This window comes from Pseudomonas sp. S06B 330 (assembly GCF_002845275.2).
Classification (GTDB): domain Bacteria; phylum Pseudomonadota; class Gammaproteobacteria; order Pseudomonadales; family Pseudomonadaceae; genus Aquipseudomonas.
The window spans coordinates 3,894,205-3,919,149 of sequence record NZ_CP088149.1; the positions used below are offsets into that span (position 1 = coordinate 3,894,205).

Annotated in this window: 17 protein-coding genes, 2 tRNA genes and 3 rRNA genes; 11 read left to right on the forward strand and 11 right to left on the reverse strand. The window is 57.7% G+C overall.

The features are described 5' to 3' along the window. Positions 1-164 precede the first annotated feature (164 nt). The 3 genes from CX511_RS17350 to CX511_RS17360 all read left to right on the forward strand — a co-directional run bounded on the left by CX511_RS17350 (position 165) and on the right by CX511_RS17360 (position 4,776). A complete protein-coding gene (locus tag CX511_RS17350) occupies positions 165-1,787 on the forward strand; it encodes an acyl-CoA synthetase (RefSeq protein ID WP_045188518.1) in 1,623 nt (540 codons plus the stop codon). 23 nt (positions 1,788-1,810) lie between these two features. After that, complete coding sequence (locus CX511_RS17355; protein ID WP_101292941.1) at positions 1,811-3,580, forward strand: acyl-CoA dehydrogenase C-terminal domain-containing protein; 1,770 nt, start codon at positions 1,811-1,813, stop codon at positions 3,578-3,580. A gap of 188 nt (positions 3,581-3,768) precedes the next feature. After that, entirely contained in the window at positions 3,769-4,776 is a 1,008-nt protein-coding gene (locus tag CX511_RS17360; protein WP_045188522.1) for a FecR family protein, read from the forward strand. Between the two features lie 30 nt (positions 4,777-4,806). Here CX511_RS17360 and CX511_RS17365 read toward each other — a convergent pair whose 3' ends face one another. Continuing rightward, complete coding sequence (locus CX511_RS17365) at positions 4,807-6,126, reverse strand: Na+/H+ antiporter family protein (protein WP_045188525.1); 1,320 nt, start codon at positions 6,124-6,126, stop codon at positions 4,807-4,809. A 259-nt stretch (positions 6,127-6,385) separates the two neighbouring features. Between CX511_RS17365 and CX511_RS17370 the strand changes: the two genes are divergently transcribed. From CX511_RS17370 to CX511_RS17390, 5 genes are all read left to right on the forward strand, one after another. Then, the gene (locus CX511_RS17370; RefSeq protein ID WP_045188527.1) at positions 6,386-8,533 is read left to right on the forward strand and encodes a methyl-accepting chemotaxis protein; all 2,148 of its coding nucleotides are present in this window, start codon (positions 6,386-6,388) and stop codon (positions 8,531-8,533) included. A 108-nt stretch (positions 8,534-8,641) separates the two neighbouring features. Next, complete coding sequence (locus tag CX511_RS17375) at positions 8,642-9,652, forward strand: ABC transporter substrate-binding protein (protein ID WP_045188529.1); 1,011 nt, start codon at positions 8,642-8,644, stop codon at positions 9,650-9,652. Then, entirely contained in the window at positions 9,649-10,515 is an 867-nt protein-coding gene (locus tag CX511_RS17380; RefSeq protein WP_045188531.1) for an ABC transporter permease, read from the forward strand. Before CX511_RS17375 ends, CX511_RS17380 begins: the two co-directional genes overlap by 4 nt. 45 nt (positions 10,516-10,560) lie before the next feature. Further along, the gene (locus CX511_RS17385; RefSeq protein ID WP_045188533.1) at positions 10,561-11,427 is read left to right on the forward strand and encodes a LysR family transcriptional regulator; all 867 of its coding nucleotides are present in this window, start codon (positions 10,561-10,563) and stop codon (positions 11,425-11,427) included. Between the two features lie 108 nt (positions 11,428-11,535). Continuing rightward, positions 11,536-12,453, forward strand: coding sequence for an AEC family transporter (locus CX511_RS17390; RefSeq protein WP_045188535.1), 918 nt, complete (start codon positions 11,536-11,538; stop codon positions 12,451-12,453). 38 nt (positions 12,454-12,491) lie between these two features. On the opposite strand, the gene CX511_RS17395 is transcribed toward CX511_RS17390, so the two are convergent. The 5 genes from CX511_RS17395 to CX511_RS17415 form a co-directional block, all read right to left on the reverse strand. Further along, positions 12,492-13,592, reverse strand: a complete 1,101-nt coding sequence (locus CX511_RS17395; RefSeq protein ID WP_101292940.1) for a polyamine ABC transporter substrate-binding protein — start codon at positions 13,590-13,592, stop codon at positions 12,492-12,494. Positions 13,593-13,700: 108 nt separating this feature from the next. Further along, positions 13,701-15,017, reverse strand: a complete 1,317-nt coding sequence (locus CX511_RS17400; protein ID WP_045188540.1) for a sensor histidine kinase — start codon at positions 15,015-15,017, stop codon at positions 13,701-13,703. Further along, complete coding sequence (locus CX511_RS17405) at positions 15,014-15,682, reverse strand: response regulator transcription factor (RefSeq protein ID WP_101292939.1); 669 nt, start codon at positions 15,680-15,682, stop codon at positions 15,014-15,016. Before CX511_RS17405 ends, CX511_RS17400 begins: the two co-directional genes overlap by 4 nt. Next, entirely contained in the window at positions 15,682-15,996 is a 315-nt protein-coding gene (locus tag CX511_RS17410) for a PepSY domain-containing protein (protein ID WP_101292938.1), read from the reverse strand. Before CX511_RS17410 ends, CX511_RS17405 begins: the two co-directional genes overlap by 1 nt. Then, positions 15,996-16,304 carry a PepSY domain-containing protein gene (locus CX511_RS17415; protein WP_045188546.1) on the reverse strand — a complete coding sequence of 103 codons (309 nt, stop codon included), beginning with the start codon at positions 16,302-16,304 and terminating at the stop codon, positions 15,996-15,998. The genes CX511_RS17410 and CX511_RS17415 overlap by 1 nt, the downstream gene beginning before the upstream one ends. A 159-nt stretch (positions 16,305-16,463) precedes the next feature. On the opposite strand from CX511_RS17415, the gene CX511_RS17420 reads away from it, so the two are divergent. Both CX511_RS17420 and queD read left to right on the forward strand, forming a co-directional pair. Next, positions 16,464-17,543 carry a patatin-like phospholipase domain-containing protein gene (locus CX511_RS17420; RefSeq protein ID WP_101292937.1) on the forward strand — a complete coding sequence of 360 codons (1,080 nt, stop codon included), beginning with the start codon at positions 16,464-16,466 and terminating at the stop codon, positions 17,541-17,543. 52 nt (positions 17,544-17,595) lie between these two features. Then, a complete protein-coding gene (queD, locus tag CX511_RS17425) occupies positions 17,596-17,952 on the forward strand; it encodes a 6-carboxytetrahydropterin synthase QueD (RefSeq protein WP_082071411.1) in 357 nt (118 codons plus the stop codon). A 229-nt stretch (positions 17,953-18,181) separates the two neighbouring features. On the opposite strand, the gene rrf is transcribed toward queD, so the two are convergent. From rrf to CX511_RS17450, 5 genes are all read right to left on the reverse strand, one after another. After that, positions 18,182-18,297, reverse strand: a 5S ribosomal RNA gene (rrf, locus tag CX511_RS17430). 130 nt (positions 18,298-18,427) lie between these two features. Further along, positions 18,428-21,318, reverse strand: a 23S ribosomal RNA gene (locus CX511_RS17435). A 223-nt stretch (positions 21,319-21,541) separates the two neighbouring features. Next, a tRNA-Ala gene (locus tag CX511_RS17440) sits at positions 21,542-21,617 on the reverse strand. Positions 21,618-21,627: 10 nt separating this feature from the next. Then, positions 21,628-21,704, reverse strand: a tRNA-Ile gene (locus tag CX511_RS17445). A gap of 84 nt (positions 21,705-21,788) precedes the next feature. Continuing rightward, positions 21,789-23,325: ribosomal RNA gene (locus CX511_RS17450) — 16S ribosomal RNA — on the reverse strand. The 16S, 23S and 5S rRNA genes sit together here with 2 tRNA genes alongside, the layout of an rRNA operon. 617 nt (positions 23,326-23,942) lie before the next feature. Here CX511_RS17450 and rhtA point away from each other — a divergent pair. After that, positions 23,943-24,830, forward strand: a complete 888-nt coding sequence (gene rhtA, locus CX511_RS17455) for a threonine/homoserine exporter RhtA (protein ID WP_045188593.1) — start codon at positions 23,943-23,945, stop codon at positions 24,828-24,830. Positions 24,831-24,945: the final 115 nt, after the last annotated feature.

Here is a 24,945-nt window from a genome sequence, read left to right on the forward strand (position 1 = left end):
CTTCTACTATATTGCTATAGTCTATCTTCCAAGTACCATAGCGTTTCACGTAAAAAATGTGACACCTGAAGGGCCTGCCCTTCGCGCCACCTGATCAGAGCTAACAATCAGCCACCGGGGGTTTGCAGTACGCCACACAGGCGCCCCCTGCACAGGAACCATTCATGTCGATTTTCTCTCAGGGCCTGGCGCCCTCTCCTGTCAATCATCAAGCATTGAGCCCCTTGAGCTTCATCGAACGCACCGCGACGGTCTATGGCCAATACCCGGCGGTGATTCATGGCGCCATCCGCCGCAACTGGCAACAAACCTACGAACGCTCCCGGCGCCTGGCCAGTGCGCTGGCCGGACGCGGTATTGGCCAAGGCGACACCGTAGCGGTGATGCTGCCAAACATTCCAGCGATGCTGGAAGCGCATTTTGGCGTGCCGATGATTGGCGCCGTGCTCAATGCCCTGAACGTACGCCTGGACGCCGAAGCCATTGCGTTCATGCTGGAACACGGTGAAGCCAAGGTACTGATCACCGACCGGGAGTTCCACAAGGTCATTGCCGGCGCACTGGCATTGATGGAGTACCCACCCCTGGTGGTCGATGTTGACGATCCAGAATACGGTGAAGGTCAAGCGGTCAGCGAACTGGACTACGAAGCGTTTCTTGCCGAAGGTGATCCGCAGTTTGCCTGGCAATGGCCGCAGGACGAGTGGCAGGCCATCTCGCTGAACTACACCTCTGGCACCACAGGCAACCCCAAAGGCGTGGTCTATCACCACCGGGGCGCCTACCTCAATGCTCTGGGCAACCAGATGACCTGGGCCATGGGCAATCACCCGGTGTACCTGTGGACCCTGCCGATGTTCCACTGCAACGGCTGGTGCTACCCCTGGACCGTCACCGCACTGGCCGGCACCCATGTGTTCCTGCGCCGGGTCGACCCACAGAAGATCCTCACCCTGATCCGTGAACATCAGGTCAGCCATCTTTGCGGTGCGCCAATCGTGCTTAACGCATTGATCAACATGCCTGAGTCAGCCAAAGCGGCCATCGATCACCCAGTCAACGCCATGGTCGCGGGGGCCGCGCCTCCGGCCAAGGTCATCGGTGCGGTGGAAGAAATGGGTATCAAGGTCACCCATGTCTATGGCCTGACCGAAGTCTACGGACCGGTAACTGTTTGCGCCTGGCATGCCGAATGGGACGAGCAGCCCCTGGCCGAACGGGCGCGGATCAAGTCGCGCCAAGGCGTGCGCTATCCCACCCTTGAAGGCCTGATGGTCGCTGATCCGCAAACCCTGGAGCCGGTACAGCGCGATGGCAACACCCTGGGTGAGATCTTCATGCGCGGCAATACGGTCATGAAGGGCTACCTGAAAAACCCCGAAGCCACTGCTGAAGCGTTCCGCGGAGGCTGGTTCCACACTGGCGACCTGGCAGTCTGGCACGCTGACGGCTATGTCGAGATCAAGGACCGGCTCAAGGACATCATCATCTCCGGCGGCGAGAACATCTCCACCATCGAAGTCGAGGACACCCTCTACAAGCACCCTGCCGTGCTTGAGGCGGCGGTGGTCGCCCGGCCGGACGAGAAATGGGGCGAAACGCCCTGCGCTTACATCACCCTCAAGATCGGTTTCGAGCAGACGCGCGAGGCGGAAATCATCAGCTTCTGCCGCGAACACCTGGCCGGATTCAAACTGCCCAAGACCGTGGTCTTCAGCGAGCTGCCGAAAACGTCCACCGGCAAGATCCAGAAGTACTTGTTGCGCGACTGGGCCAAGGCGCTCTGACCCCCTTTGACAGCGAGATTTCCATGCCAGAATTCAATGCTCCACTGCGCGATATGCGCTTTGTCCTTCATGAAGTATTCCACGGCCCGGCCCTCTGGGCGCGCCTGCCGCTCCTGGCCGAGCGGGTTGATGCGGAGACCGCCGATGCCGTCCTCGAAGAAGCCGCAAAAATCACCGGCCAATTGATTGCCCCGCTCAATCGCAGCGGCGATGAACAGGGCGTACTGTTCGACAACGGCCAGGTGCATACCCCAGACGGCTTTGCCCAGGCCTGGCAGACTTACCGCGAAGGTGGCTGGGTGGGTCTGGCGGGTAACCCTGAGCACGGTGGTCTGGGCATGCCGAAAATGCTCGCGGTGCAGTTCGAAGAAATGCTCTATGCCGCCAACTGCAGCTTCAGCCTTTATTCAGCCTTGAGTGCCGGGTGCTGCCTGGCGCTGGACGCCCATGCCAGTGATGACCTCAAGACTACCTACTTGCCGCCGCTGTACAGCGGTGAGTGGGCCGGCACCATGTGCCTGACCGAACCACATGCCGGTACCGATCTGGGCATCATTCGCACCAAAGCCGAACCCAACGCTGATGGCAGTTATCGCATCAGTGGCACCAAGATCTTCATCACCGGCGGCGAGCAGGACCTGACCGAAAACATCATCCACCTGGTCCTGGCCAAGTTGCCCGACGCCCCTGCCGGGCCCAAGGGCATTTCGCTATTTCTGGTGCCGAAGTTCCTGGTCAATGCCGATGGCAGCCTCGGCCTGCGCAATCCGGCGTACTGCGGCTCCGTTGAACACAAGATGGGCATCAAGGCCTCGGCCACCTGCGTGATGAACTTCGACGAAGCCACCGGCTACCTGATAGGCGAAGCCAACCGCGGGCTGGCGGCAATGTTTACCATGATGAACTACGAGCGCCTGTCGATTGGCCTCCAGGGCATCGGCTGTGCAGAGGCCTCCTACCAGAATGCTGCGCGCTATGCCCAGGACCGTTTGCAAAGCCGGGCCGCGACCGGTGCGCAAGCACGCGACAAGGTCGCCGACCCGATCATCGTGCACCCGGATGTTCGCCGCATGTTGCTGACCATGCGCGCCCTGACTGAGGGCGGACGGGCCTTTGCTACTTATGTCGGTCAGCAACTGGATATCGCCAAATATGCCGACATCGCCGAGGAGCGGGAGCTCGCCCAGCGTCAGGTAGCCTTGCTGACACCGGTGGCCAAAGCGTTCTTCACCGACAACGGCCTGGAAAGTTGTGTGCTCGGTCAGCAGGTGTTTGGCGGTCACGGCTACATTCGTGAATGGGGTCAGGAGCAGTTGGTGCGCGATGTACGTATCGCCCAGATCTATGAAGGTACCAACGGCATCCAGGCCCTTGATCTGCTGGGTCGCAAGGTGGTGGCAGATGGCGGCACGGCCCTGGCCGAGTTCACGGAACAGATTCGCCGTTTCTGTGCTGTCGACTCCCCCTATCGCGAACCGCTGCTGAGCGCGACCAACGCGCTGGAAAGCCTCAGTCAGTGGCTCTGCCGCCAGGCTGGCGAGGATGCCAATGCCGTTGGCGCCGCCTCGGTCGAATACTTGCAGTTGTTCGGCTATGTGGCCTACGCCTACATGTGGGCACGCATGGATGCCGTAGCCGAAGCAAATCGGATGCAGGATCCGGTTTTTTATGGCGCCAAACGTGCCACGGCCGCGTTCTTCTTTGCCCGCCTACTGCCCCGCACCTTGTCCCTTGAGGCCAGCATCCGGGCAGGCAGTGCGTCACTGTTCAGCCTCGCAGCCGAGCAATTTTGAGTCGCCTCGAGCGTCAGTCGACCACGGTTAAACAGCACTACCTCGTCACCAGGCGGGGTAGTGCTGAGAACTCAGTGCATTTGCAGGATTTTAACGGCTAAAAATCTTACAACTGATAGTCATTCGCCATTATCTCGGGTTCTCCCACCTACGCTGCAAGGGTAGAATAGGCAAAACCGGGAGTCTTGATGAACCACACCAGCCGCAGCGCCGACCCACACGATGCCATCACTGATGCCGCTGCACATTGGTGCCTGCGCCTGCAAGCTGAAGACTGCACGGAAGCCGAACGCCAGGCCTTTGAACTGTGGCTGGCCGCCGATCCGGTGCATGCCGAGGAATACCAGGCCATGCTGGATATTTGGCAGACTGCTGACCAACTGCCACGCAGTCACACGCCCGGCAAGGTCATTACCCTTCCTCAGCGCCGTCGCAGCGTTTGGCGTCACTACGCTTCAGCCGCCGCCATCACGTTGCTGGCCCTGCCGGCAGGGGCGTGGATCGGCTGGGAGCAAGGCTGGCTGCCGAACCATTACCAGTACCTGGAAAGCGGCAACACCATCAGCCATGTAGTGCTCAACGACGGTAGCCAGGTCGAGTTGAACCTGGGCAGCGCGTTGCGCTTCACCAACTACAAGGACGAACGCCGGGTCACCCTGGTCAAGGGCGAGGCGTTCTTCAAGGTCCAGCACGATAGCCAGCATCCATTCGTGGTCCATGCCGCCCAAGGCCAGGCCCGAGTGACCGGCACCCAGTTCAATGTCTGGAAGTATGAAGATCAGGTCAAAGTAACCTTGGTTGAAGGATCGGTACTGGTCAGCAGCGATGCGCATGACAGCGATGGTGGCTATCGCCTGGGACCAGGCATGCAGGCCAGCTACCAGTCCGGCGACTTCGAACCACGCCTGAGCCAGACCTACACCCACGACACCAGCCTGGCCTGGCGCAACGGCAAGTTGATCCTCGACAACCTGAGCCTCGCTCAAGCCCTGCCGCAAATCAACCGCTACCTGGACAAGCCCCTGCAACTGGCTGACGAAAGCACCGGCAACATTCGTATCAGTGGCATCTACGACACCAGTCAGATCAAGCGCCTGGTCGGCAACTTGCCCAAAGTCTTGCCGGTCTACCTGACCCGGACCAAAGACGGCAACATGCTCCTCAACCGGATCTCGCCACCACCTGCACGAGGTTGAGCCTTGCGCTCAACCTCGCTTGGTTGAGTGCTAGAGCATCATGGCCGCCAGCCAACCGAACGCCAGCAAGGGCAAGTTGTAATGGAGGAAGGTCGGCACCACGGTGTCCCAGATATGGTGATGCTGGCCATCGACGTTAAGCCCCGAGGTCGGACCCAGGGTCGAATCCGAAGCCGGTGAGCCCGCATCCCCCAGTGCACCGGCGGTTCCGACGATGCACACGGTGGCCACCGGGTCGAAGCCCAACTGCACGCACAGCGGCACGAAAATCGCGGCAAGAATTGGCACGGTAGAAAACGACGAGCCAATCCCCATGGTCACCAACAAGCCCACCAGCAACATCAACAGTGCGCCGACACCTTTACTGTGATCAATCCAGGCCGCCGAGGTCTCCACCAGGCTCTTGACCTCACCCGTGGCCTTCATGACTTCAGCGAAACCGGACGCGGCGATCATGATGAAGCCGATCATGGCCATCATCTTCATGCCTTCCGTGAACAGGTCATCCGTTTCCTTCCAGCGCACGATGCCCGAAACCGAGAAAATCAAAAAGCCGGCCATAGCGCCAATGATCATCGAGTCCAGCCACAACTGGATGATGAATGCTGCGGCGATGGCAATACCGGCCACCAGCAGGGTCAGCGGGTTGTAGCGCACCGCCACCTGTTCGACCTGTTCGATTTTTTCCAGATCATAGACGCGCTTTTTGCGGTAGCTGAACAACACCGCCAGGAGCAGGCCAAAGAGCATCCCCGCTGCCGGAATAGCCATCGCGTGCGTAACGTTGACAGCACTGACATCCACGCCACTGCGGCTGACGTTGGCCAGCAGGATCTCGTTGAGGAAGATGTTGCCAAAGCCCACCGGCAAGAACATGTACGGCGTAATCAGACCGAACGTCATCACGCAGGCCACCAGGCGTCGATCGATCTGCAGCTTGGTCAGCACATAGAGCAGTGGCGGCACCAGCAATGGAATAAAGGCGATGTGGATTGGCAGGATATTCTGCGAGGAGATCGCCACCACCAGCAACAAGCCAATCAGTAGCCATTTGACCTTGCCGGCATTGCCATGGCCTTGCTGACCGACCATGGCCAAGGCGCGATCGGCCAGGGCATGGGCCATGCCGGACTTGGCAATCGCCACGGCGAAGGCGCCGAGCAAGGCATAGGACAAGGCAACCGTCGCGCCACCGCCCAGGCCACTGTTGAAGGCCTTGAGCGTTCCGTCGATGCCCAGGCCACCCACCAGTCCCCCAGCCAGGGCGCCGACGATCAGGGCGATCACCACATGCACGCGGGACAGACTCAAGATCAGCATGATGCCGACCGCGGCAATTACTGCATTCATTCCTGTGACCTCTAGAAACCAGACAAAAAGCGACCGATTCGGCGACAAACTGCCCGCAGGCAATGGCCGAACGACGGTATTTTTATGGAGGGCGCACACTCTGAAGCAGGGCTTCGCGCTTGTCAAAGTCCGCAGTGCGATCAGTGTCGTAGGAATGACCGAAAACGACGCATCTAAATTGAACGTTTGAATAAAGAAACGGGCGAATCTGCCGATAAGGTCGGCAGCCTCAATCTTTTTTGGATCAAAGGACTTCGCCATGTCGTTCAGACAACTTTCCATTCAGTGGAAAATCACCCTGCTAGCCGGCTTGTGCCTGGCCAGCATCGTTACCCTGCTGGTTGGCCTTTCGTTGTACCGCATGGAACAGAGCTCGGCGCTGGTCAAGGCCAGCAGTATGCAGATGCTCACTGAAGCGGCCCAGGGACGCATCGAATCCCAGGGCGAAGTCCAGGCTTTGAACATTCGCCGCCAGTTCATGGATGCCTATCAGTACGGCGCCGGCTTCGCCCGCCAGGTCCTATTCTTGCGCGAACAGTCGGAGAAGCGCTTTCTCGATGCTTTCGATCTGCGTGAGGACCTGACTCGCCAAGTACGTGCAGCCTTGCAGGCCAACCCTGATTTGCTTGGCCTGTCGCTGGTATTCGAGCCCAATGCGCTGGACAACAAAGACGAATTGTTCGTCAACCAGGAGCAACTGGGCAGCAACGAAAAAGGCCGCTTTGCCCTGTACTGGTCGCAACCGACCCCGGGCAAGCTGACCTCCATGGCCCTGCCGGAAAGTGACATGGCCGATACCAGCATCGGCCCCAGCGGCGAGCCAGCCAACACCTGGTCGGTGTGCCCGCGTACGACCGGCAAGACCTGTGTCATCGAACCTTATTTCTATGAGATTGACGGCCAACGGGTGCTGATGACCAGCATCGTGTTCCCGCTGATGGTCGCAGACAAAGTGGTCGCCACCTTGTCCATCGACATTAACCTGAACAGCCTGCAGGCCCTGAGCCAACAAGCCAGCAGCAACCTTTACCAGGGCCAGACCCAGGTGAGCATCCTCAGCCCCGTGGGCTTGCTGGCTGGCTACAGCCCGGACGCGGGCAAACTGGCCCAGCGCATTGATCAGGTCGACACTGAGAAAGGTGCCGAACTGATCCGCCTGCTGGCCGACAGCACACCGCTGCACAGCATCCAGTATGAGCAGCGTCTGAAAGTCCTGGCTTCCTTTGCGCCGATCCCCGGCGGCAAAGCCTGGGGCGTGCTGCTCGACGTTCCGCAAAGTGCCCTGACCGGCCCGGCCGAAGCCCTCAAGCAAGAACTCGACCGCAGCAACACCAGCGGCACCCTGGTCGAACTCGGTCTGGGCGGACTGGCAGCCATCGTCGGCCTGTTGCTGATCTGGCTGCTGGCCCGCGGCGTAACCCGCCCGATTCTCGGCGTAGCGTCCATGCTCAAGGACATCGCCAGCGGCGAAGGCGACCTGACCCGGCGCCTCACCTACGACAAACACGACGAGCTGGGCGAGCTGGCGGGCTGGTTCAACCGTTTCCTGGACAAGCTGCAGCCGACTATCGCCGAGGTCAAACGCTCGGTTCAGGCCGCCCGCGATACCGCCGATCAGTCGTCGGCGATTGCCAGCCAGACCAGCGCTGGCATGGAACAGCAATACCGCCAGGTCGACCAGGTCGCTACCGCCTCGCATGAAATGAGCGCCACCGCCCAGGACGTTGCCCGCAGCGCCGCCCAGGCCGCCCAGGCTGCCCGCGACGCCGATCAGGCCACACGCCAGGGCCTGGCGGTCATCGATCGCACCACCACCAGCATCGACACCCTGGCGGCAGACATGAGCACCGCCATGGCGCAGGTGGAAGGTCTGGCCGAGAACAGCGACAAGATTGGCTCTGTCTTGGAAGTGATCCGTTCCATCGCCGAGCAGACCAACTTGCTGGCCCTCAACGCGGCCATCGAAGCCGCGCGCGCCGGTGAAGCCGGTCGTGGTTTCGCCGTGGTCGCCGATGAGGTGCGTAACCTGGCTCGCCGTACTCAAGAGTCGGTGGAAGAAACCCGCCAGGTCATTGAACAGCTGCAAGCCGGTACCCGCGAAGTGGTCGGTGCCATGGACAGCAGCCATCGTCAGGCGCAAGGCAGTGTTGAACAGGTCAGCCAGGCGGTCACTGCCTTGCAGCAGATCGGTGATGCGGTCACCGTGATCAGTGACATGAACCTGCAGATCGCCAGCGCCGCCGAAGAGCAAAGCGCTGTGGCCGAAGAGATCAACAATAACGTCGCGACCATTCGCGATGTGACCGAGTCGCTCTCCGGCCAAGCCAATGAATCGGCCCGGGTCAGCCAGTCGCTCAACAGCCTGGCCAACCAGCAGCAAGGGCTGATGGATCAGTTCCGAGTGTGACCGTATCACGAGGCAATCCCGCTCCTGCAGCACAGCAGGAGCGGGATTGCCCCGCGAAGGCGCCCGCCGACTACACTTGCCAGACTCCCTTTCTGAGAGCGAGGCACCATGAACCGACTCATCACCCTACTCAGCAGCGCTCTGCTGACGTTGAGCCTGGTTACCCAAGGCCTTGCCACCGATAACCGCAGCCCTATCCTTTTCGGCGACATCACGTGGGAAAGCGGCAGCCTGACCACGGAAATCCTGCGCCTAATCGTTGAGAAAGGTTACGGCTACTCCACCGACACCCTCCCCGGCAGCACTGTCAGTATGGAAGTAGCCCTGGCGCGCAACGACATCCAGGTGATTGCCGAAGAATGGGCAGGTCGCAGCCCAGCCTGGGTCAAGGCCGAACAGGCCGGCCGAGTGTTCGCCATTGGCGACACGGTGAAAAATGCCGATGAAGGTTGGTATGTGCCGGAGTATGTGATCAAGGGTGATGCTGCGCGTGGCATCCAGGCCCAGGCGCCGCAGCTGCGATCGGTGGATGACCTCAAACACTATGCCAAGGTGTTCAGCGACCCGGAATCACCCGATAAAGGCCGCTTTCTCAACAGCCCCAGTGGCTGGACCTCGGAAACCGTCAACAGCCAAAAGCTCAAGGCGTACGGCCTGGACGACCTGTACGTGAACTTTCGTACTGGCTCCGGCGCCGCACTGGATGCGGAAATCACCTCGGCCATCCAGCGCGGCAAACCGGTCCTGTTCTACTACTGGTCGCCGACACCGCTGATGGGACGCTTTACGCTGGTACGCCTGGAAGAACCCGCGTTCAATGAGGCGGCCTGGCAGACACTGACCGATGCCAACAACCCCACCCCTAAAGGCACTCGCTCACTGCCAGCAAAACTGTCCATCGGCATCTCAGCCCCGTTTCGCCAGGACTACCCAGAACTGGTCGAGTTCTTCGCCAAGGTCGATCTGCCTATCGATACCTTGAACACGTCTCTGGCGCACATGAACGAAAAGCGCCAATCGCCCAAAGACGCAGCACTGACCTTCATGCGTGAGCACCCGGACATCTGGAAAGCCTGGCTACCGGCCACTGTCGCCAGCAATGTTGAGGCTGGCCTGTGAGTGAAGGTTTTCCGCAAGCGCTGCATTTCTCTTTCGCCGATAGCGTCAATCGCTTTGTCGACTGGCTGGTACTGGCCTACGGGGATCAATTGCGCAGCGTTTCGCAAAGCCTGCTACACCTGCTGGTCGGCTTGGAAAATCTGCTGCGGGCAACGCCTTGGTGGTTATTGCTGGTGGTGGTTGCGCTACTTACCTGGCATGCCAGCCGTAGCATCATCCGGGCGCTGGTGCTCACGGGCCTGCTGTTTCTGATTGGAGTCATCGGCCTGTGGGACAAGCTCCTGCAAACCTGCGCCCTGGTGCTAGTGAGCACTGGCCTGTGCATCCTCATCGGGGTACCTGTCGGCGTATTGCTGGCCAGCCACCCGCGAGCACGCCGTTGGATGATGCCGGTCCTCGACGTCATGCAAACCCTGCCTAGCTTCGTCTACCTGATTCCAGTGCTGATGTTGTTTGGACTGGGCAAGGTTCCGGCGATTTTCGCCACCCTGATCTACGCGCTGCCGCCGCTGATTCGCCTGACCGAGCTGGGCTTGTCGCAAATCGATCCGTCGCTGACCCAGGCCGCCCAAGGGTTGGGGGCCGGGCGCTGGCAACGCCTGCGCCGGGTCATGCTTCCGCTTGCCATGCCGAGCATCATGGCCGGGCTCAACCAGTCGGTGATGATGGCCTTGTCGATGGTAGTGGTCGCCTCAATGATTGGTGCACGGGGCTTGGGCGAAGATGTGCTGGCCGGGATTCAGACGTTGAATGTCGGCAAGGGCGTTGAAGCAGGCTTGGCCATTGTGGCGTTGGCCATGGTGATTGACCGAATCACCCAGGCCTATGGAAAACCGAAAGCAGGCGCTTTCAATCAGCGTTGATCAACGCCATGATAAATGCTCAGCCACCCTCCTCGGAGCCCGCGTTTGTCGCTCAAAGCCCTGCGCACCCTGGTTACTATCGCTCGCCACGGCACCTTTGCTCGTGCGGCCGATATCCTGAGCCTGACACCCTCGGCGGTCAGCCTGCATATCCGTAGCCTGGAGGAAGAGCTGCAGGTCTGCCTGTTTGACCGTAGCCGACGCCAGGTCAGCCTGACCGAGGCCGGGCACCTGGCCGTTGAACGGGCCGAAGGTATCCTTGCCGCCTATGATGAAATGGCCGACGCCCTGGTCAGTGGTCCGGGATTGCATGGACGCCTGAAGATCGGTGCAATCCAGACGGCTCTGGCCGGACGCCTGCCTGCGGCGCTGGTGCGGATCAAGGCCGAGCATCCGCACCTGCATATCAGTGTGCTCTCAGGGATGTCGGCGGAGCTTGCCCGGCGCGTCGAAGACGGTGAACTGGATGCCGCCATTACCACCGAACCCGTCCCCCCCTACCCGCCCAACCTGGACTTTACCCCGCTGTACCGCAACCGCTTCTGGGCCATTGCCGGCCCGGCATTTACGGGCGCAAGCCTCAGGGAACTGCTGGCCACTCAGCCATTTCTACGCTTTGACAAGCGCGCCTGGGCTGGGCGCATCATCGAGCAGGAACTACGCAAGTTGCAGTTACCGGTGAGCGAAGAAATGGAACTGGACAGCCAGCAGGCGCTGACCCATATGGCCTCAATGGGCTTGGGCGTAGCCATCGTACCGCTGGCCGATGAAGATCTGCAGCGCCTGCCCGCGGTGACCTTACTGCCCTTTGGCGAACCGCAGCGCGTGCGTCACGTCGGCCTGCTTGAGCATGCCAGCAGTCGTCGTCGGCACCTGACCGCCGCGTTGAAGACAGCGCTGAGCGAACCATAAAGTTTTCCTCAACAGTCGGTTGAGAATTCAACGTTTTTTTCTTTCAATGCTACAGGCTAGCCTGATGTCGACTCCCGGTTGGGAGCAGACTGAGACGGAAAACGCCTGATGCTGAACCTGATCCTCACCACCATTGTCCCGATTGCCTTGCTGATTGCGTTGGGCTGCTGGTTGCGGGGCAACGGCTTTCTTGGCGAACATTTCTGGCCGGCGGCGGAGCGCCTGAGTTATTTCGTGTTATTACCCGCACTGTTCATGCACGGCCTTGCCACCGCCGACCTGAGCGGCCTGCCGGTGTTCGACATGGTGGCGGTGCTGCTACTTTCGACGCTGATTGGCGCCACCTTACTGGTGCTGTGCAAGGGTGCGGTAGCGGCAGACGGCGCCAGCTTCACCTCGGTGTTTCAGGGCGGCGTGCGCTTTAACAACTACATTGGCGCAACCTTGGCAGCCGGCATCTATGGCTCAGGGGGCATCGCCTTGGCTGCCGTGGCCAATGCCGCCATCGTCCCCACAGTGAATGTACTGTGTGTCATGGTCTTTGCGCGTTACAGCGGTACACGCAGTTCGCCTGGCAAGGTACTCAAGGCGATTGCTAGCAACCCACTGATTGTCGGCTGTGCTGCCGGTATTGCACTGCGCCTGACCGGCATAGGGCTGCCAGCAGGTCTCGAACCAACCATCAAGGCCTTGGGGCAGGCTGCACTGCCACTGGGCCTGCTGTGCGTCGGCGCGGCGCTGGGCAGCAGCGCCCAAGGGCTGGGGCCTCGTCCGCTGTTCGCGGCGTCGATATTCAAGTTTGTCGTGCTGCCACTGACGACTTATGGCGTGTGTCGTGTACTCGGACTCAGCGGCCAGGCGGCCATTGTCGCCATATTGTTTCAGGCACTGCCTACCGCTTCGTCTTCGTATGTCATGGCCCGGCAAATGGGCGGCAATGCCCCCCTGATGGCCAACATCATTGCCTTACAGACCGTGCTGGCCGCACTGACGCTACCGCTGATGCTCAGCCTGACCTTGGCGTGACGGTTGGGGCTGCGCCGCAGCCCCCCGGCACGGCAGCCTTACTTATCCGACTTGATGCTGGTCCAGACCCGGGTACGCACTCGCTCCAGCTTCTGTGGCAAGGGCTGAACCACGTACAGCTTTGCCAGGGCATCCTGTGTCGGGGTCAGGTTCGGGTTACCGGTGATTTCCGGGTTGATCAGCGTTATCGAATCTTTGTTGGCATTGGGGTAGCCGAGAAAATCACTGATCGGCGCAATGACTTTCGGGTCCATGAGGTTGTTGAGGAATTCATGGGCCTCGGCGACATTCTTCGCACTCTTGGGAATCGCAAAGGTGTCAAACCAGATCGGCGCCCCCTCTTTAGGTAAGCGCCAGTCGACAACTACGCCATTACCCGCCTCCTTGGCGCGGTTGCCGAACTGATAAAAACTGCCGGAGTAACCAATGGCGACACAGATATCACCGTTGGCGATGTCGGTCATGTATTTGGCCGAGTTGAAGTAGGTAACGTAAGGGCGCACCTTGAGCATCAAGGCCTTGGCCTTTTCGTAGTCAGCAGGGTTCTGGCTGTTGGGATCCAGGCCAAGGTAGTGCAAGGCCAGTGGCAGGATTTCCGAAGGCGAGTCGAGCATGGCCACACCGCAAGACTTGAGCTTTTTCATATTTTCCGGCTTAAACACCAGGTCCCAGCTGTCCACAGGTGCCTGATCACCCAACGCAGCCTTGACCTTGGCCGGGTTGAAGCCGATCAACACCGTGCCATACATGTAAGGCACGCCATACTGGTTACCCGGATCATTACTCTCCAGCAGCTTGAGCAGCGCCGGGTCCTGATGACGCCAGTTGGGCAACTTGCTTTTGTCCAGCTTCTGAAAGACCCCCGCCTTGATCTGGGTATCAAGAAACTGGTTAGAAGGCACCACCAGGTCGTAGCCAGAGTTGCCGGTCAGCAACTTGGCCTCCAGGGATTCGTTGGTGTCGAAGGTGTCCCACGTCACTTTGATGCCCGATTGTGCGGCAAAGTCCTTGGGCACCGAGGGCAGAATGTAGTCTGCCCAGTTGTACACCCTCAACTCTCGTACTTCAGCATGCACGGCGCTGGCCAGCAGCGTCAGTACCCCAGCGCCGACAGCAAGCATACGTTTCAGTGTGACCATGGATTATTCCCCCGAGTTTGGCCTTCTGATTCTTGCTGAGGGTTGTGGCGGATCACAGTGTGTGGTTGGCCAAAAAGAGATCGTAATGGCCAATTTTCGTGGGCAGTGTTAACCCCTGCGCGGCAGCTCGATACTGACCCGCAACCCGCCGAGAGGGCTGTCTTGCAGTGTCATCTGCCCGCCCCAAACGTCGACGATGTCCCGCACAATGCCCAATCCCAGGCCATGCCCATCAACCTGCTCATCCAGCCGGGTACCGCGTTCGAGCACTTGCTGGCGATCAGATTCAGGAATTCCCGGCCCATCGTCATCGATAATCAGTTGATAGCGTTCGGGCTGCTCCTCAATAGTCAACAGCACTTCGCTGTCAGCCCATTTGCAGGCGTTATCAAGCAGGTTGCCGAGCAGCTCGAGCAGATCTTCACGATCCCAGGGCAACAACAGACCGGGTGGCACACGCTGGCTGAGTGCCAAGCCCTCGCCATGGATCATGCCGAGGGTCGAAAGCAACCCAGGCAGCTCGGCATCACAATCGAATTGCGCGCCGGGCAAGGCATCACCAGCCAGCCGGGCACGGTTGAGCTCACGACTCAGACGCTGCTGGATCTGTTGCAGTTGCTCACGCAACTGTACACGGACCTGCGGCGCGTTCTTCAGTTGTTCGCTGGACGCCAGGCTCAGCAGTACCGCCAACGGCGTCTTCAGCGCATGTCCAAGGTTGCCCAAGGCATTGCGCGAGCGGCGCAGGCTATCTTCGGTGTGAGCCAACAAGTGGTTGATCTGTGCAACCAGAGGTTCGAGCTCGCTTGGCACCTGGGTGTCGAGCTGCGAGCGCTTGCCCTGCTGCAGTTGGGCGATCTGTCCACGCACGCGCTCAAGCGGGCGCAACGAACGGGTAACGGTGATGCGTTGCAGCACCAGTACCAGGATCAGGGCGACCAGACCCAGGCCCAGGCCGATCTGTTGCATGCGCCGGAACTGCTCGCGCACCGGGGTGTAGTCCTGGGCAACGCTGATGGAAATGGCCTGGCCGAAGCGCCGGTAATCACTGCGCAACAACAGCAATTGTTGATTTTCAGGGCCCAATTCCAGATCGGTATGCAAACCACTGGTAGCCGGTGCGGGCATCTCCAGGTCCCAGAGCGAACGGGAGCGCCAGGTACCGCCGTCGAAATCGATGCGAAAGTAGTAACCGGAGAACGGTCGCTGGTAGGCCGACGAAATACGCCGCTCATCCAGCTCAAGACCGGACTGCCCACGCACCAAGGCGATCAGCAGGTTTTCGCTTTCCTTACGTAACCCAGTCTCGAGGTAGCGTTGCAACCCCACCTCGAACAACCACAAGCTTAATTGCGCCAGGGCCAGTCCAACCAGCACCAGTACCGCAATCAAGCCAAGACTCAAGCGTGCCTGGATCGACTTCACTCGGCACTCCCGGCATAGCGGTAACCCTGGCCGCGGCGAGTCTCGATGACGCTGCGTCCGAGCTTGCGACGCAGGTGATTGACATGAACTTCCAAGACGTTGGAATCACGCTCAGTCTCGCCATCATAAAGATGTTCGGCCAAGTGGCTCTTGGACAAGATCTGCTGCGGATGCAGCATGAAATAGCGCAACAGACGAAACTCCGCGGCAGTGAGCTGGATTTCTTCTCCGTCGCGAGTTACGCATTGACGCCCTTCATCCAACTGCAGGCCGGCCGCCTCCAGCGTTGACTGATTGGCCAGGCCGCGAGCACGGCGCAGTAGCGACTGCACGCGCAGCATCAACTCTTCCGGGTGGAAGGGTTTGCTCAGGTAATCGTCAGCGCCGGCCTTCAAGCCTTCGATGCGTTCGGCCCAGGAGCTGCGAGCGGTCAGAATCAGCACCGGCGTGGCCAAACCCGACGCTCGCCATTGGGTTAGCACTTCCAGTCCCGGCAACCCGGGCAAGCCCAGGTCGAGGATGATCAGGTCATAGGGCTCACTACTGCCTTGGTAGACAGCATCGCGACCATCGGCCAGCCAGTCGACTGCATAGCCCTGACGCTGCAAGCCTTGAGTCAATTCGTCAGCCAGCGGGACGTTGTCTTCGACCAGTAACAGGCGCATCAATCATCTTCCTCGTCTTTGAGCAGCGCTCCATTGGATGCATCGAGTTTGATTTCGCGCACCACCCCGGCAGGGGTCAACAGCTCGACTTCATATTCATAGCGGTCGTGCTTCTCTTCCAGTTCCGCCTCCAGCAACGTCGCCCCGGGATAGCGACCCAGGGCGTCTTCGAGCAGTTGCTCCAGCGGCAGGATAACGCCCTGTTGCCGTAGCTTCAGGGCTTCATCCTGATCCAGGTCGCGGGCCGATGCCAGCGAACAGAGGGCCAACAGCGCAATGAGAACCGTCTGTGCTGTTCGCAATCGTACGGTCATTAGTTATCCCGAGCGTCCTTGAGGATTTCACCGGTCTTGGCATCCAGGTCTACATCCCACTCGACGTTCTGAGCGTCACGCATCTCGACCTTGTAAATGTAGCGGCCGTACTCGTCGTCCAGGTCGGAATCAGTGACGGTAGCACCTGGGTGCTTGGCGACCGCTTTGGCTTTGAGGTCGTCCAGGGACATGATGGTCTTGGCCTGGACCAGTTTCACGATTTCATCAGGCTGTACATCCTTGGCCATGGCAACGTTGGCGCTCAGGGCAAGGGCGGCAGTGGCGAACAGGGCAGTCAAAGTTTTCATGGTGTCTCTCCGTTGAGATCAATAATGTTTCTACGGGGCCTAGATTAACTAATCGAACTTAATTGAAGCTGAAAACAACTGGCGACATGATAGCGCACCCCTGCCCCACAACTGGACCACTGTTCTTTATAATTGCCGCCTCCAGACAGCGAGGCCCGTATGAGCGCAATCCATATCAAGTACCCGGCCCTGACCCTCAAGGCCGGCAGCGGTGCCTTGCAACGCATTCGTGAACGCGGTTTGCAGGCCGCTGATGTGGGGGTGTTGCCGGGCGCTGCGGGTGGGCCCAAGGCCCTTGGTATCCAGGGTTTGGACTTGGCGTTGTTTGGTCACTGGTTGCCCAGTGCACCGCGCGAACGCGCGCTGATAGGTGCATCGATCGGCTCTTGGCGTTTTGCCAGTGCCTGCTTGCCCAACCCGGCTCAGGCGCTGCAGCGCCTTGGGCAGCTTTACACCGAACAAGACTTTGCCAAAGGCGTGACTCAAGCCGAAGTCAGCCGCAGTTGCCAGCGTATGCTCGATGAACTGTTGCAAGGGCGCGATGCACATATTCTGCAAAGCCCTGACTATCGACTGAATATCATGGTGGTCAAAAGCCACGGATTACTCGCCGATGATCATCGCGCACGCTTGGGCATGGGCCTGTCTTCAGTGATCGCCGACAACCTGATCGGTCGCCCGCGCCTCGCTCGTCATTTCGAACGCATCATTCTCCATGATGCCCGCAGCAATCCACCGTTGCAGCCGCTGACCGACTTCCCCTCGCGCTGCTTGCCACTGGATGTGGGCAACCTACGTCATGCTCTGCTTGCTTCGGGGTCCATTCCACTGATCATGGAAGGGGTGCGCGATATTCCGGGAGTTGGCGTGGGGACCTACCGTGATGGCGGCTTGCTCGACTATCACCTGGACTTGCCGTATCAAGGCGACGACCTCGTGCTTTACCCGCACTTCACCGACAAGGTCATCCCGGGCTGGTTCGATAAGGCCCTGCCCTGGCGGCGCGGCGACACCCGACGCTTGCGCAATGTCCTGCTGCTGGCACCGTCAGCCCAGTACCTTGCCAACCTGCCTTACGGCAAGCTACCAGATCGCAGCGACTTCAAACGCTTCATGGGTGATCCGGGTAGCCGTCAGCGCTATTGGCACAAAGCAATGGCCGAAAGCCAGCGCTTGGGCGATGAATTGCTGGAGCTGATAGAAACCGGCGAGCTGCACTCGCAACTGCAACCGCTGTAACGACCATGCTGGTAAACTGCTCACTAGCATTGGCTTTCAGAGTTGAGACATCGTGGAAATTTTCAAAGAGTTCACCTTCGAGTCGGCACACCGCCTGCCGCACGTTCCTGAAGGACACAAGTGCGGCCGCCTGCACGGCCATTCGTTCAAGGTTGCCCTGCACCTGACCGGCCCGCTGGACCCGCATACCGGCTGGATTCGCGATTTCTCGGAGATCAAGGCGATCTTCAAGCCTCTGTACGAGCAGCTGGACCACAACTACCTGAACGATATCCCTGGTCTGGAAAACCCTACCAGTGAAGTGATCGCCAAATGGATCTGGGAGCAGGTCAAGCCGTTGCTGCCTGAGCTGTCCAAGGTGCGCATTCATGAGACTTGCACCAGTGGTTGTGAGTATTACGGCGACTGATTCGGTATTGGATGTGATGAAACCACCCTACGGGGTGGTTTTTTTGCCCGCTGATTGGTGCGGGCAGGACTGTGGGATCCGCTCTTGGCGGCGAGGATACCGCTGGGGTGTCAGCGATTGCGCAGTGGCGGTATCGCCGGCAAGGCCGGCTCCCAGGCAACGGCCAGGGCCAGCGCCGGAAAAGACAAAACCCCTACCTGCATACGCAGATAGGGGTTTCGGAATTTAATCTTGACGATGACCTACTCTCACATGGGGAAACCCCACACTACCATCGGCGATGCATCGTTTCACTGCTGAGTTCGGGATGGGATCAGGTGGTTCCAATGCTCTATGGTCGTCAAGAAATTCTGTTGCCAGAAGGTCTTGTTAGACACTCCAGCGAATTGGGTATGTGACAGTTTGTGGTTTACGAACTTTCGGTTCATTTCGTCTTCACCACCACAATCTGCGTTGCAGATTGCTTGGGTGTTATATGGTCAAGCCTCACGGGCAATTAGTATTGGTTAGCTCAACGCCTCACAGCGCTTACACACCCAACCTATCAACGTCGTAGTCTTCGACGGCCCTTCAGGGAGCTCAAGGCTCCAGTGAGATCTCATCTTGAGGCAAGTTTCCCGCTTAGATGCTTTCAGCGGTTATCTCTTCCGAACATAGCTACCCGGCAATGCCACTGGCGTGACAACCGGAACACCAGAGGTTCGTCCACTCCGGTCCTCTCGTACTAGGAGCAGCCCCTCTCAAATCTCAAACGTCCACGGCAGATAGGGACCGAACTGTCTCACGACGTTCTAAACCCAGCTCGCGTACCACTTTAAATGGCGAACAGCCATACCCTTGGGACCGGCTTCAGCCCCAGGATGTGATGAGCCGACATCGAGGTGCCAAACACCGCCGTCGATATGAACTCTTGGGCGGTATCAGCCTGTTATCCCCGGAGTACCTTTTATCCGTTGAGCGATGGCCCTTCCATACAGAACCACCGGATCACTAAGACCTACTTTCGTACCTGCTCGACGTGTCTGTCTCGCAGTCAAGCGCGCTTTTGCCTTTATACTCTACGACCGATTTCCGACCGGTCTGAGCGCACCTTCGTACTCCTCCGTTACTCTTTAGGAGGAGACCGCCCCAGTCAAACTACCCACCATACACTGTCCTCGATCCGGATAACGGACCTGAGTTAGAACCTCAAAGTTGCCAGGGTGGTATTTCAAGGATGGCTCCACGCGAACTGGCGTCCACGCTTCAAAGCCTCCCACCTATCCTACACAAGCAAATTCAAAGTCCAGTGCAAAGCTATAGTAAAGGTTCACGGGGTCTTTCCGTCTAGCCGCGGATACACTGCATCTTCACAGCGATTTCAATTTCACTGAGTCTCGGGTGGAGACAGCGCCGCCATCGTTACGCCATTCGTGCAGGTCGGAACTTACCCGACAAGGAATTTCGCTACCTTAGGACCGTTATAGTTACGGCCGCCGTTTACCGGGGCTTCGATCAAGAGCTTCGCGTTAGCTAACCCCATCAATTAACCTTCCGGCACCGGGCAGGCGTCACACCCTATACGTCCACTTTCGTGTTTGCAGAGTGCTGTGTTTTTAATAAACAGTCGCAGCGGCCTGGTATCTTCGACCGGCATGAGCTTACGGAGCAAGTCCTTCACCCTCACCGGCGCACCTTCTCCCGAAGTTACGGTGCCATTTTGCCTAGTTCCTTCACCCGAGTTCTCTCAAGCGCCTTGGTATTCTCTACCCAACCACCTGTGTCGGTTTGGGGTACGGTTCCTAGTTATCTGAAGCTTAGAAGCTTTTCTTGGAAGCATGGCATCAACCACTTCGTCGCCTAAAGGCAACTCGTCATCAGCTCTCGGCCTTAAGATCCCGGATTTACCTAAGATCTCAGCCTACCACCTTAAACTTGGACAACCAACGCCAAGCTGGCCTAGCCTTCTCCGTCCCTCCATCGCAATAACTAGAAGTACAGGAATATTAACCTGTTTTCCATCGACTACGCTTTTCAGCCTCGCCTTAGGGACCGACTAACCCTGCGTCGATTAACGTTGCGCAGGAAACCTTGGTCTTTCGGCGTGGGAGTTTTTCACTCCCATTGTCGTTACTCATGTCAGCATTCGCACTTCTGATACCTCCAGCAAGCTTCTCAACTCACCTTCACAGGCTTACAGAACGCTCCTCTACCGCATCACCTAAGTGATACCCGTAGCTTCGGTGCATGGTTTGAGCCCCGTTACATCTTCCGCGCAGGCCGACTCGACTAGTGAGCTATTACGCTTTCTTTAAAGGGTGGCTGCTTCTAAGCCAACCTCCTAGCTGTCTAAGCCTTCCCACATCGTTTCCCACTTAACCATGACTTTGGGACCTTAGCTGACGGTCTGGGTTGTTTCCCTTTTCACGACGGACGTTAGCACCCGCCGTGTGTCTCCCATGCTCGGCACTTGTAGGTATTCGGAGTTTGCATCGGTTTGGTAAGTCGGGATGACCCCCTAGCCGAAACAGTGCTCTACCCCCTACAGTGATACATGAGGCGCTACCTAAATAGCTTTCGAGGAGAACCAGCTATCTCCGAGCTTGATTAGCCTTTCACTCCGATCCACAGGTCATCCGCTAACTTTTCAACGGTAGTCGGTTCGGTCCTCCAGTCAGTGTTACCTAACCTTCAACCTGCCCATGGATAGATCGCCCGGTTTCGGGTCTATACCCAGCGACTAAACGCCCTATTAAGACTCGCTTTCGCTACGCCTCCCCTATTCGGTTAAGCTCGCCACTGAATATAAGTCGCTGACCCATTATACAAAAGGTACGCAGTCACCTAACAAAGTAGGCTCCCACTGCTTGTACGCATACGGTTTCAGGATCTATTTCACTCCCCTCTCCGGGGTTCTTTTCGCCTTTCCCTCACGGTACTGGTTCACTATCGGTCAGTCAGTAGTATTTAGCCTTGGAGGATGGTCCCCCCATATTCAGACAAAGTTTCTCGTGCTCCGTCCTACTCGATTTCATGACTAAGAGATTTTCGCGTACAGGGCTATCACCCACTATGGCCGCACTTTCCAGAGCGTTCCGCTAATCTCAAAGCCACTTAAGGGCTAGTCCCCGTTCGCTCGCCACTACTAAGGGAATCTCGGTTGATTTCTTTTCCTCAGGGTACTTAGATGTTTCAGTTCCCCTGGTTCGCCTCTTGCACCTATGTATTCAGTACAAGATACTCAGCTTATGCTGAGTGGGTTCCCCCATTCAGAGATCTCCGGATCAAAGTCTGTTTGCCGACTCCCCGAAGCTTATCGCAGGCTACCACGTCTTTCATCGCCTCTGACTGCCAAGGCATCCACCGTATGCGCTTCTTCACTTGACCATATAACCCCAAGCAATCTGGTTATACTGTGAAGACGACATTCGCCGAAAATTCATGAAAACTCACAAATTTTACCTTAGCCTGAACAAACACCAGTGAAAGTGCTGTCCAGTCTATCTTTCTATCACATACCCAAATTTTTAAAGAACGATTCTGAAAAAGTTCAGAAATCAATATTCGATGCGAATATTCATTTCTAAGCTTTGACATGGTAACAAGGGGGTGGTGGAGCCAAGCGGGATCGAACCGCTGACCTCCTGCGTGCAAGGCAGGCGCTCTCCCAGCTGAGCTATGGCCCCAACAAGAAACTGGTGGGTCTGGGCAGATTCGAACTGCCGACCTCACCCTTATCAGGGGTGCGCTCTAACCAACTGAGCTACAGACCCAGTTAAGAGCTGTTACCGATATCGTCTTCTTCAATGAATCAAGCAATTCGTGTGGGAGCTTATGAAACAGCTGATGTCGTCGATTAAGGAGGTGATCCAGCCGCAGGTTCCCCTACGGCTACCTTGTTACGACTTCACCCCAGTCATGAATCACACCGTGGTAACCGTCCTCCCGAAGGTTAGACTAGCTACTTCTGGTGCAACCCACTCCCATGGTGTGACGGGCGGTGTGTACAAGGCCCGGGAACGTATTCACCGCGACATTCTGATTCGCGATTACTAGCGATTCCGACTTCACGCAGTCGAGTTGCAGACTGCGATCCGGACTACGATCGGTTTTGTGAGATTAGCTCCACCTCGCGGCTTGGCAACCCTCTGTACCGACCATTGTAGCACGTGTGTAGCCCAGGCCGTAAGGGCCATGATGACTTGACGTCATCCCCACCTTCCTCCGGTTTGTCACCGGCAGTCTCCTTAGAGTGCCCACCATAACGTGCTGGTAACTAAGGACAAGGGTTGCGCTCGTTACGGGACTTAACCCAACATCTCACGACACGAGCTGACGACAGCCATGCAGCACCTGTCTCAATGTTCCCGAAGGCACCAATCCATCTCTGGAAAGTTCATTGGATGTCAAGGCCTGGTAAGGTTCTTCGCGTTGCTTCGAATTAAACCACATGCTCCACCGCTTGTGCGGGCCCCCGTCAATTCATTTGAGTTTTAACCTTGCGGCCGTACTCCCCAGGCGGTCAACTTAATGCGTTAGCTGCGCCACTAAAATCTCAAGGATTCCAACGGCTAGTTGACATCGTTTACGGCGTGGACTACCAGGGTATCTAATCCTGTTTGCTCCCCACGCTTTCGCACCTCAGTGTCAGTATGAGCCCAGGTGGTCGCCTTCGCCACTGGTGTTCCTTCCTATATCTACGCATTTCACCGCTACACAGGAAATTCCACCACCCTCTGCCCTACTCTAGCTCGCCAGTTTTGGATGCAGTTCCCAGGTTGAGCCCGGGGATTTCACATCCAACTTAACGAACCACCTACGCGCGCTTTACGCCCAGTAATTCCGATTAACGCTTGCACCCTCTGTATTACCGCGGCTGCTGGCACAGAGTTAGCCGGTGCTTATTCTGTCGGTAACGTCAAAACACTAACGTATTAGGTTAATGCCCTTCCTCCCAACTTAAAGTGCTTTACAATCCGAAGACCTTCTTCACACACGCGGCATGGCTGGATCAGGCTTTCGCCCATTGTCCAATATTCCCCACTGCTGCCTCCCGTAGGAGTCTGGACCGTGTCTCAGTTCCAGTGTGACTGATCATCCTCTCAGACCAGTTACGGATCGTAGCCTTGGTGAGCCATTACCTCACCAACTAGCTAATCCGACCTAGGCTCATCTGATAGCGCAAGGCCCGAAGGTCCCCTGCTTTCTCCCGTAGGACGTATGCGGTATTAGCGTTCCTTTCGAAACGTTGTCCCCCACTACCAGGCAGATTCCTAGGTATTACTCACCCGTCCGCCGCTGAATCAAGGAGCAAGCTCCCGTCATCCGCTCGACTTGCATGTGTTAGGCCTGCCGCCAGCGTTCAATCTGAGCCATGATCAAACTCTTCAGTTCAATACTGCTTGGGTTTTGAGAAAACCCTAAACTTGGCTCAGCAATCTCAAATGACTAATTCGAAGTCTTTCGACTTCTCGTGCAGTCACTTGTGATGCTGATAATCTTTCTGACTATCAGTCTGAGTCACAAGCACCCACACGAATTGCTTGATTCGATTGTTAAAGAGCGGTGGTTGAAGTCTTTCGCTTCAACCGAGGCGCGCATTCTACGCTTTCCTCAGAGCCTGTCAAGCGTTTATTTTGAAGTTTCTCAGAATTTCTCTTTCAACTTCAACCGCTTAACTCGCTGCGATCTCTCGTCAGCGGGAGGCGAATTCTACAGCGTTTCAATCCGCTGTCAACCACCTTTTTCACCGCTGCCGATCTTTCGATCGAAGCCCCTCCGGCACTACCTGGAACATCTAACTCGTTGAATTTCAAGGAGTTTTCCGCTCCGACTACGCCGGAAGTGGGGCGAATTATAGAGTGTTTGAATCGAGCGTCAAGCTTTAATTTAAAAAAGGCTATATGAAAGAAAAATGAGCACTATATTGCTCAATCTTTACGCTTTGCGCATCATAAGCCTCCACCATCGACCTTGCGCGCCTATCTATATATAAGGAACAACCTTCAACAATGAACGTCCAACCCCGCAGCCTGGCCGCCACGTTGTTCCCCATCGGCCTGCTGTTGATTGCCATGGCCTCGATACAGTCCGGCGCCTCGCTGGCCAAGAGCATGTTCCCTGTGATTGGCGCACAAGGCACCACCACTCTGCGCCTGATCTTTGCCAGCGTGATCATGCTGTTACTCCTGCGTCCATGGCGCGCGCGCCTAAGTGCCAACACACTACGCACGGTCATCATCTATGGCATGGCCTTGGGCGGGATGAATTTCCTCTTCTATATGTCGTTGCGCACCGTGCCATTGGGTATTGCTGTCGCCCTGGAGTTCACCGGCCCTCTCGCAGTAGCACTGTATGCTTCACGGCGAGCCGTAGATTTCCTCTGGATTGCCCTCGCCGTTGTCGGATTGCTATTGCTGATCCCCATTGGCCAAACCGGGGGCGGTATTGACCTGGTCGGCGCCAGCTATGCACTCGGTGCTGGCGTGTGCTGGGCGCTGTACATTCTTTACGGGCAAAAGGCAGGTGCCGAGAACGGCATTCAAACGGCTGCCCTAGGGGTGATGATAGCCGCCCTCTTCGTCGCCCCTATTGGCATTGCTCACGCAGGTAGCGCTTTGCTGACGCCAGCGATCCTGCCAATCGCCCTGGGCGTGGCGATTCTTTCCACCGCCCTCCCCTATAGCCTGGAAATGGTCGCACTCACACGCATGCCAGCAAGGACCTTCGGCACACTAATGAGCATCGAGCCTGCCTTCGGCGCACTCTCGGGCCTGCTGTTTCTCGGTGAAGTATTGAGTGTGACGCAATGGCTGGCCATCGGTGCAATCATTACCGCGTCGGTCGGTGCGACACTGTCAATGCGCAAGGAAAGCCCAGCGCTGGTTGCTGCCGACTGATTTGAGAAATATTTGCATTTAAAACTAAACTGGTCATTGTGCCGCGCAGCGACGATCTTTAAGCTGTCACTAAACGTCAATCTTAACGCTATCTAATTGACAAGACAGGGACGCA

Bases quoted from the DNA above. Each gene is read 5' to 3' on its own strand.
- CX511_RS17360 (WP_045188522.1), top strand. From the start codon at position 3,769: ATGAACCACACCAGCCGCAGCGCCGACCCACACGATGCCATCACTGAT.
- CX511_RS17415 (WP_045188546.1), bottom strand. From the start codon at position 16,304: ATGAAAACTTTGACTGCCCTGTTCGCCACTGCCGCCCTTGCCCTGAGC.
- CX511_RS17375 (WP_045188529.1), top strand. From the start codon at position 8,642: ATGAACCGACTCATCACCCTACTCAGCAGCGCTCTGCTGACGTTGAGC.
- CX511_RS17405 (WP_101292939.1), bottom strand. From the start codon at position 15,682: ATGCGCCTGTTACTGGTCGAAGACAACGTCCCGCTGGCTGACGAATTG.
- CX511_RS17390 (WP_045188535.1), top strand. From the start codon at position 11,536: ATGCTGAACCTGATCCTCACCACCATTGTCCCGATTGCCTTGCTGATT.
- CX511_RS17365 (WP_045188525.1), bottom strand. From the start codon at position 6,126: ATGAATGCAGTAATTGCCGCGGTCGGCATCATGCTGATCTTGAGTCTG.
- CX511_RS17370 (WP_045188527.1), top strand. From the start codon at position 6,386: ATGTCGTTCAGACAACTTTCCATTCAGTGGAAAATCACCCTGCTAGCC.
- CX511_RS17420 (WP_101292937.1), top strand. From the start codon at position 16,464: ATGAGCGCAATCCATATCAAGTACCCGGCCCTGACCCTCAAGGCCGGC.
- CX511_RS17355 (WP_101292941.1), top strand. From the start codon at position 1,811: ATGCCAGAATTCAATGCTCCACTGCGCGATATGCGCTTTGTCCTTCAT.
- rhtA (WP_045188593.1), top strand. From the start codon at position 23,943: ATGAACGTCCAACCCCGCAGCCTGGCCGCCACGTTGTTCCCCATCGGC.
- CX511_RS17395 (WP_101292940.1), bottom strand. From the start codon at position 13,592: ATGGTCACACTGAAACGTATGCTTGCTGTCGGCGCTGGGGTACTGACG.
- CX511_RS17350 (WP_045188518.1), top strand. From the start codon at position 165: ATGTCGATTTTCTCTCAGGGCCTGGCGCCCTCTCCTGTCAATCATCAA.
- CX511_RS17410 (WP_101292938.1), bottom strand. From the start codon at position 15,996: ATGACCGTACGATTGCGAACAGCACAGACGGTTCTCATTGCGCTGTTG.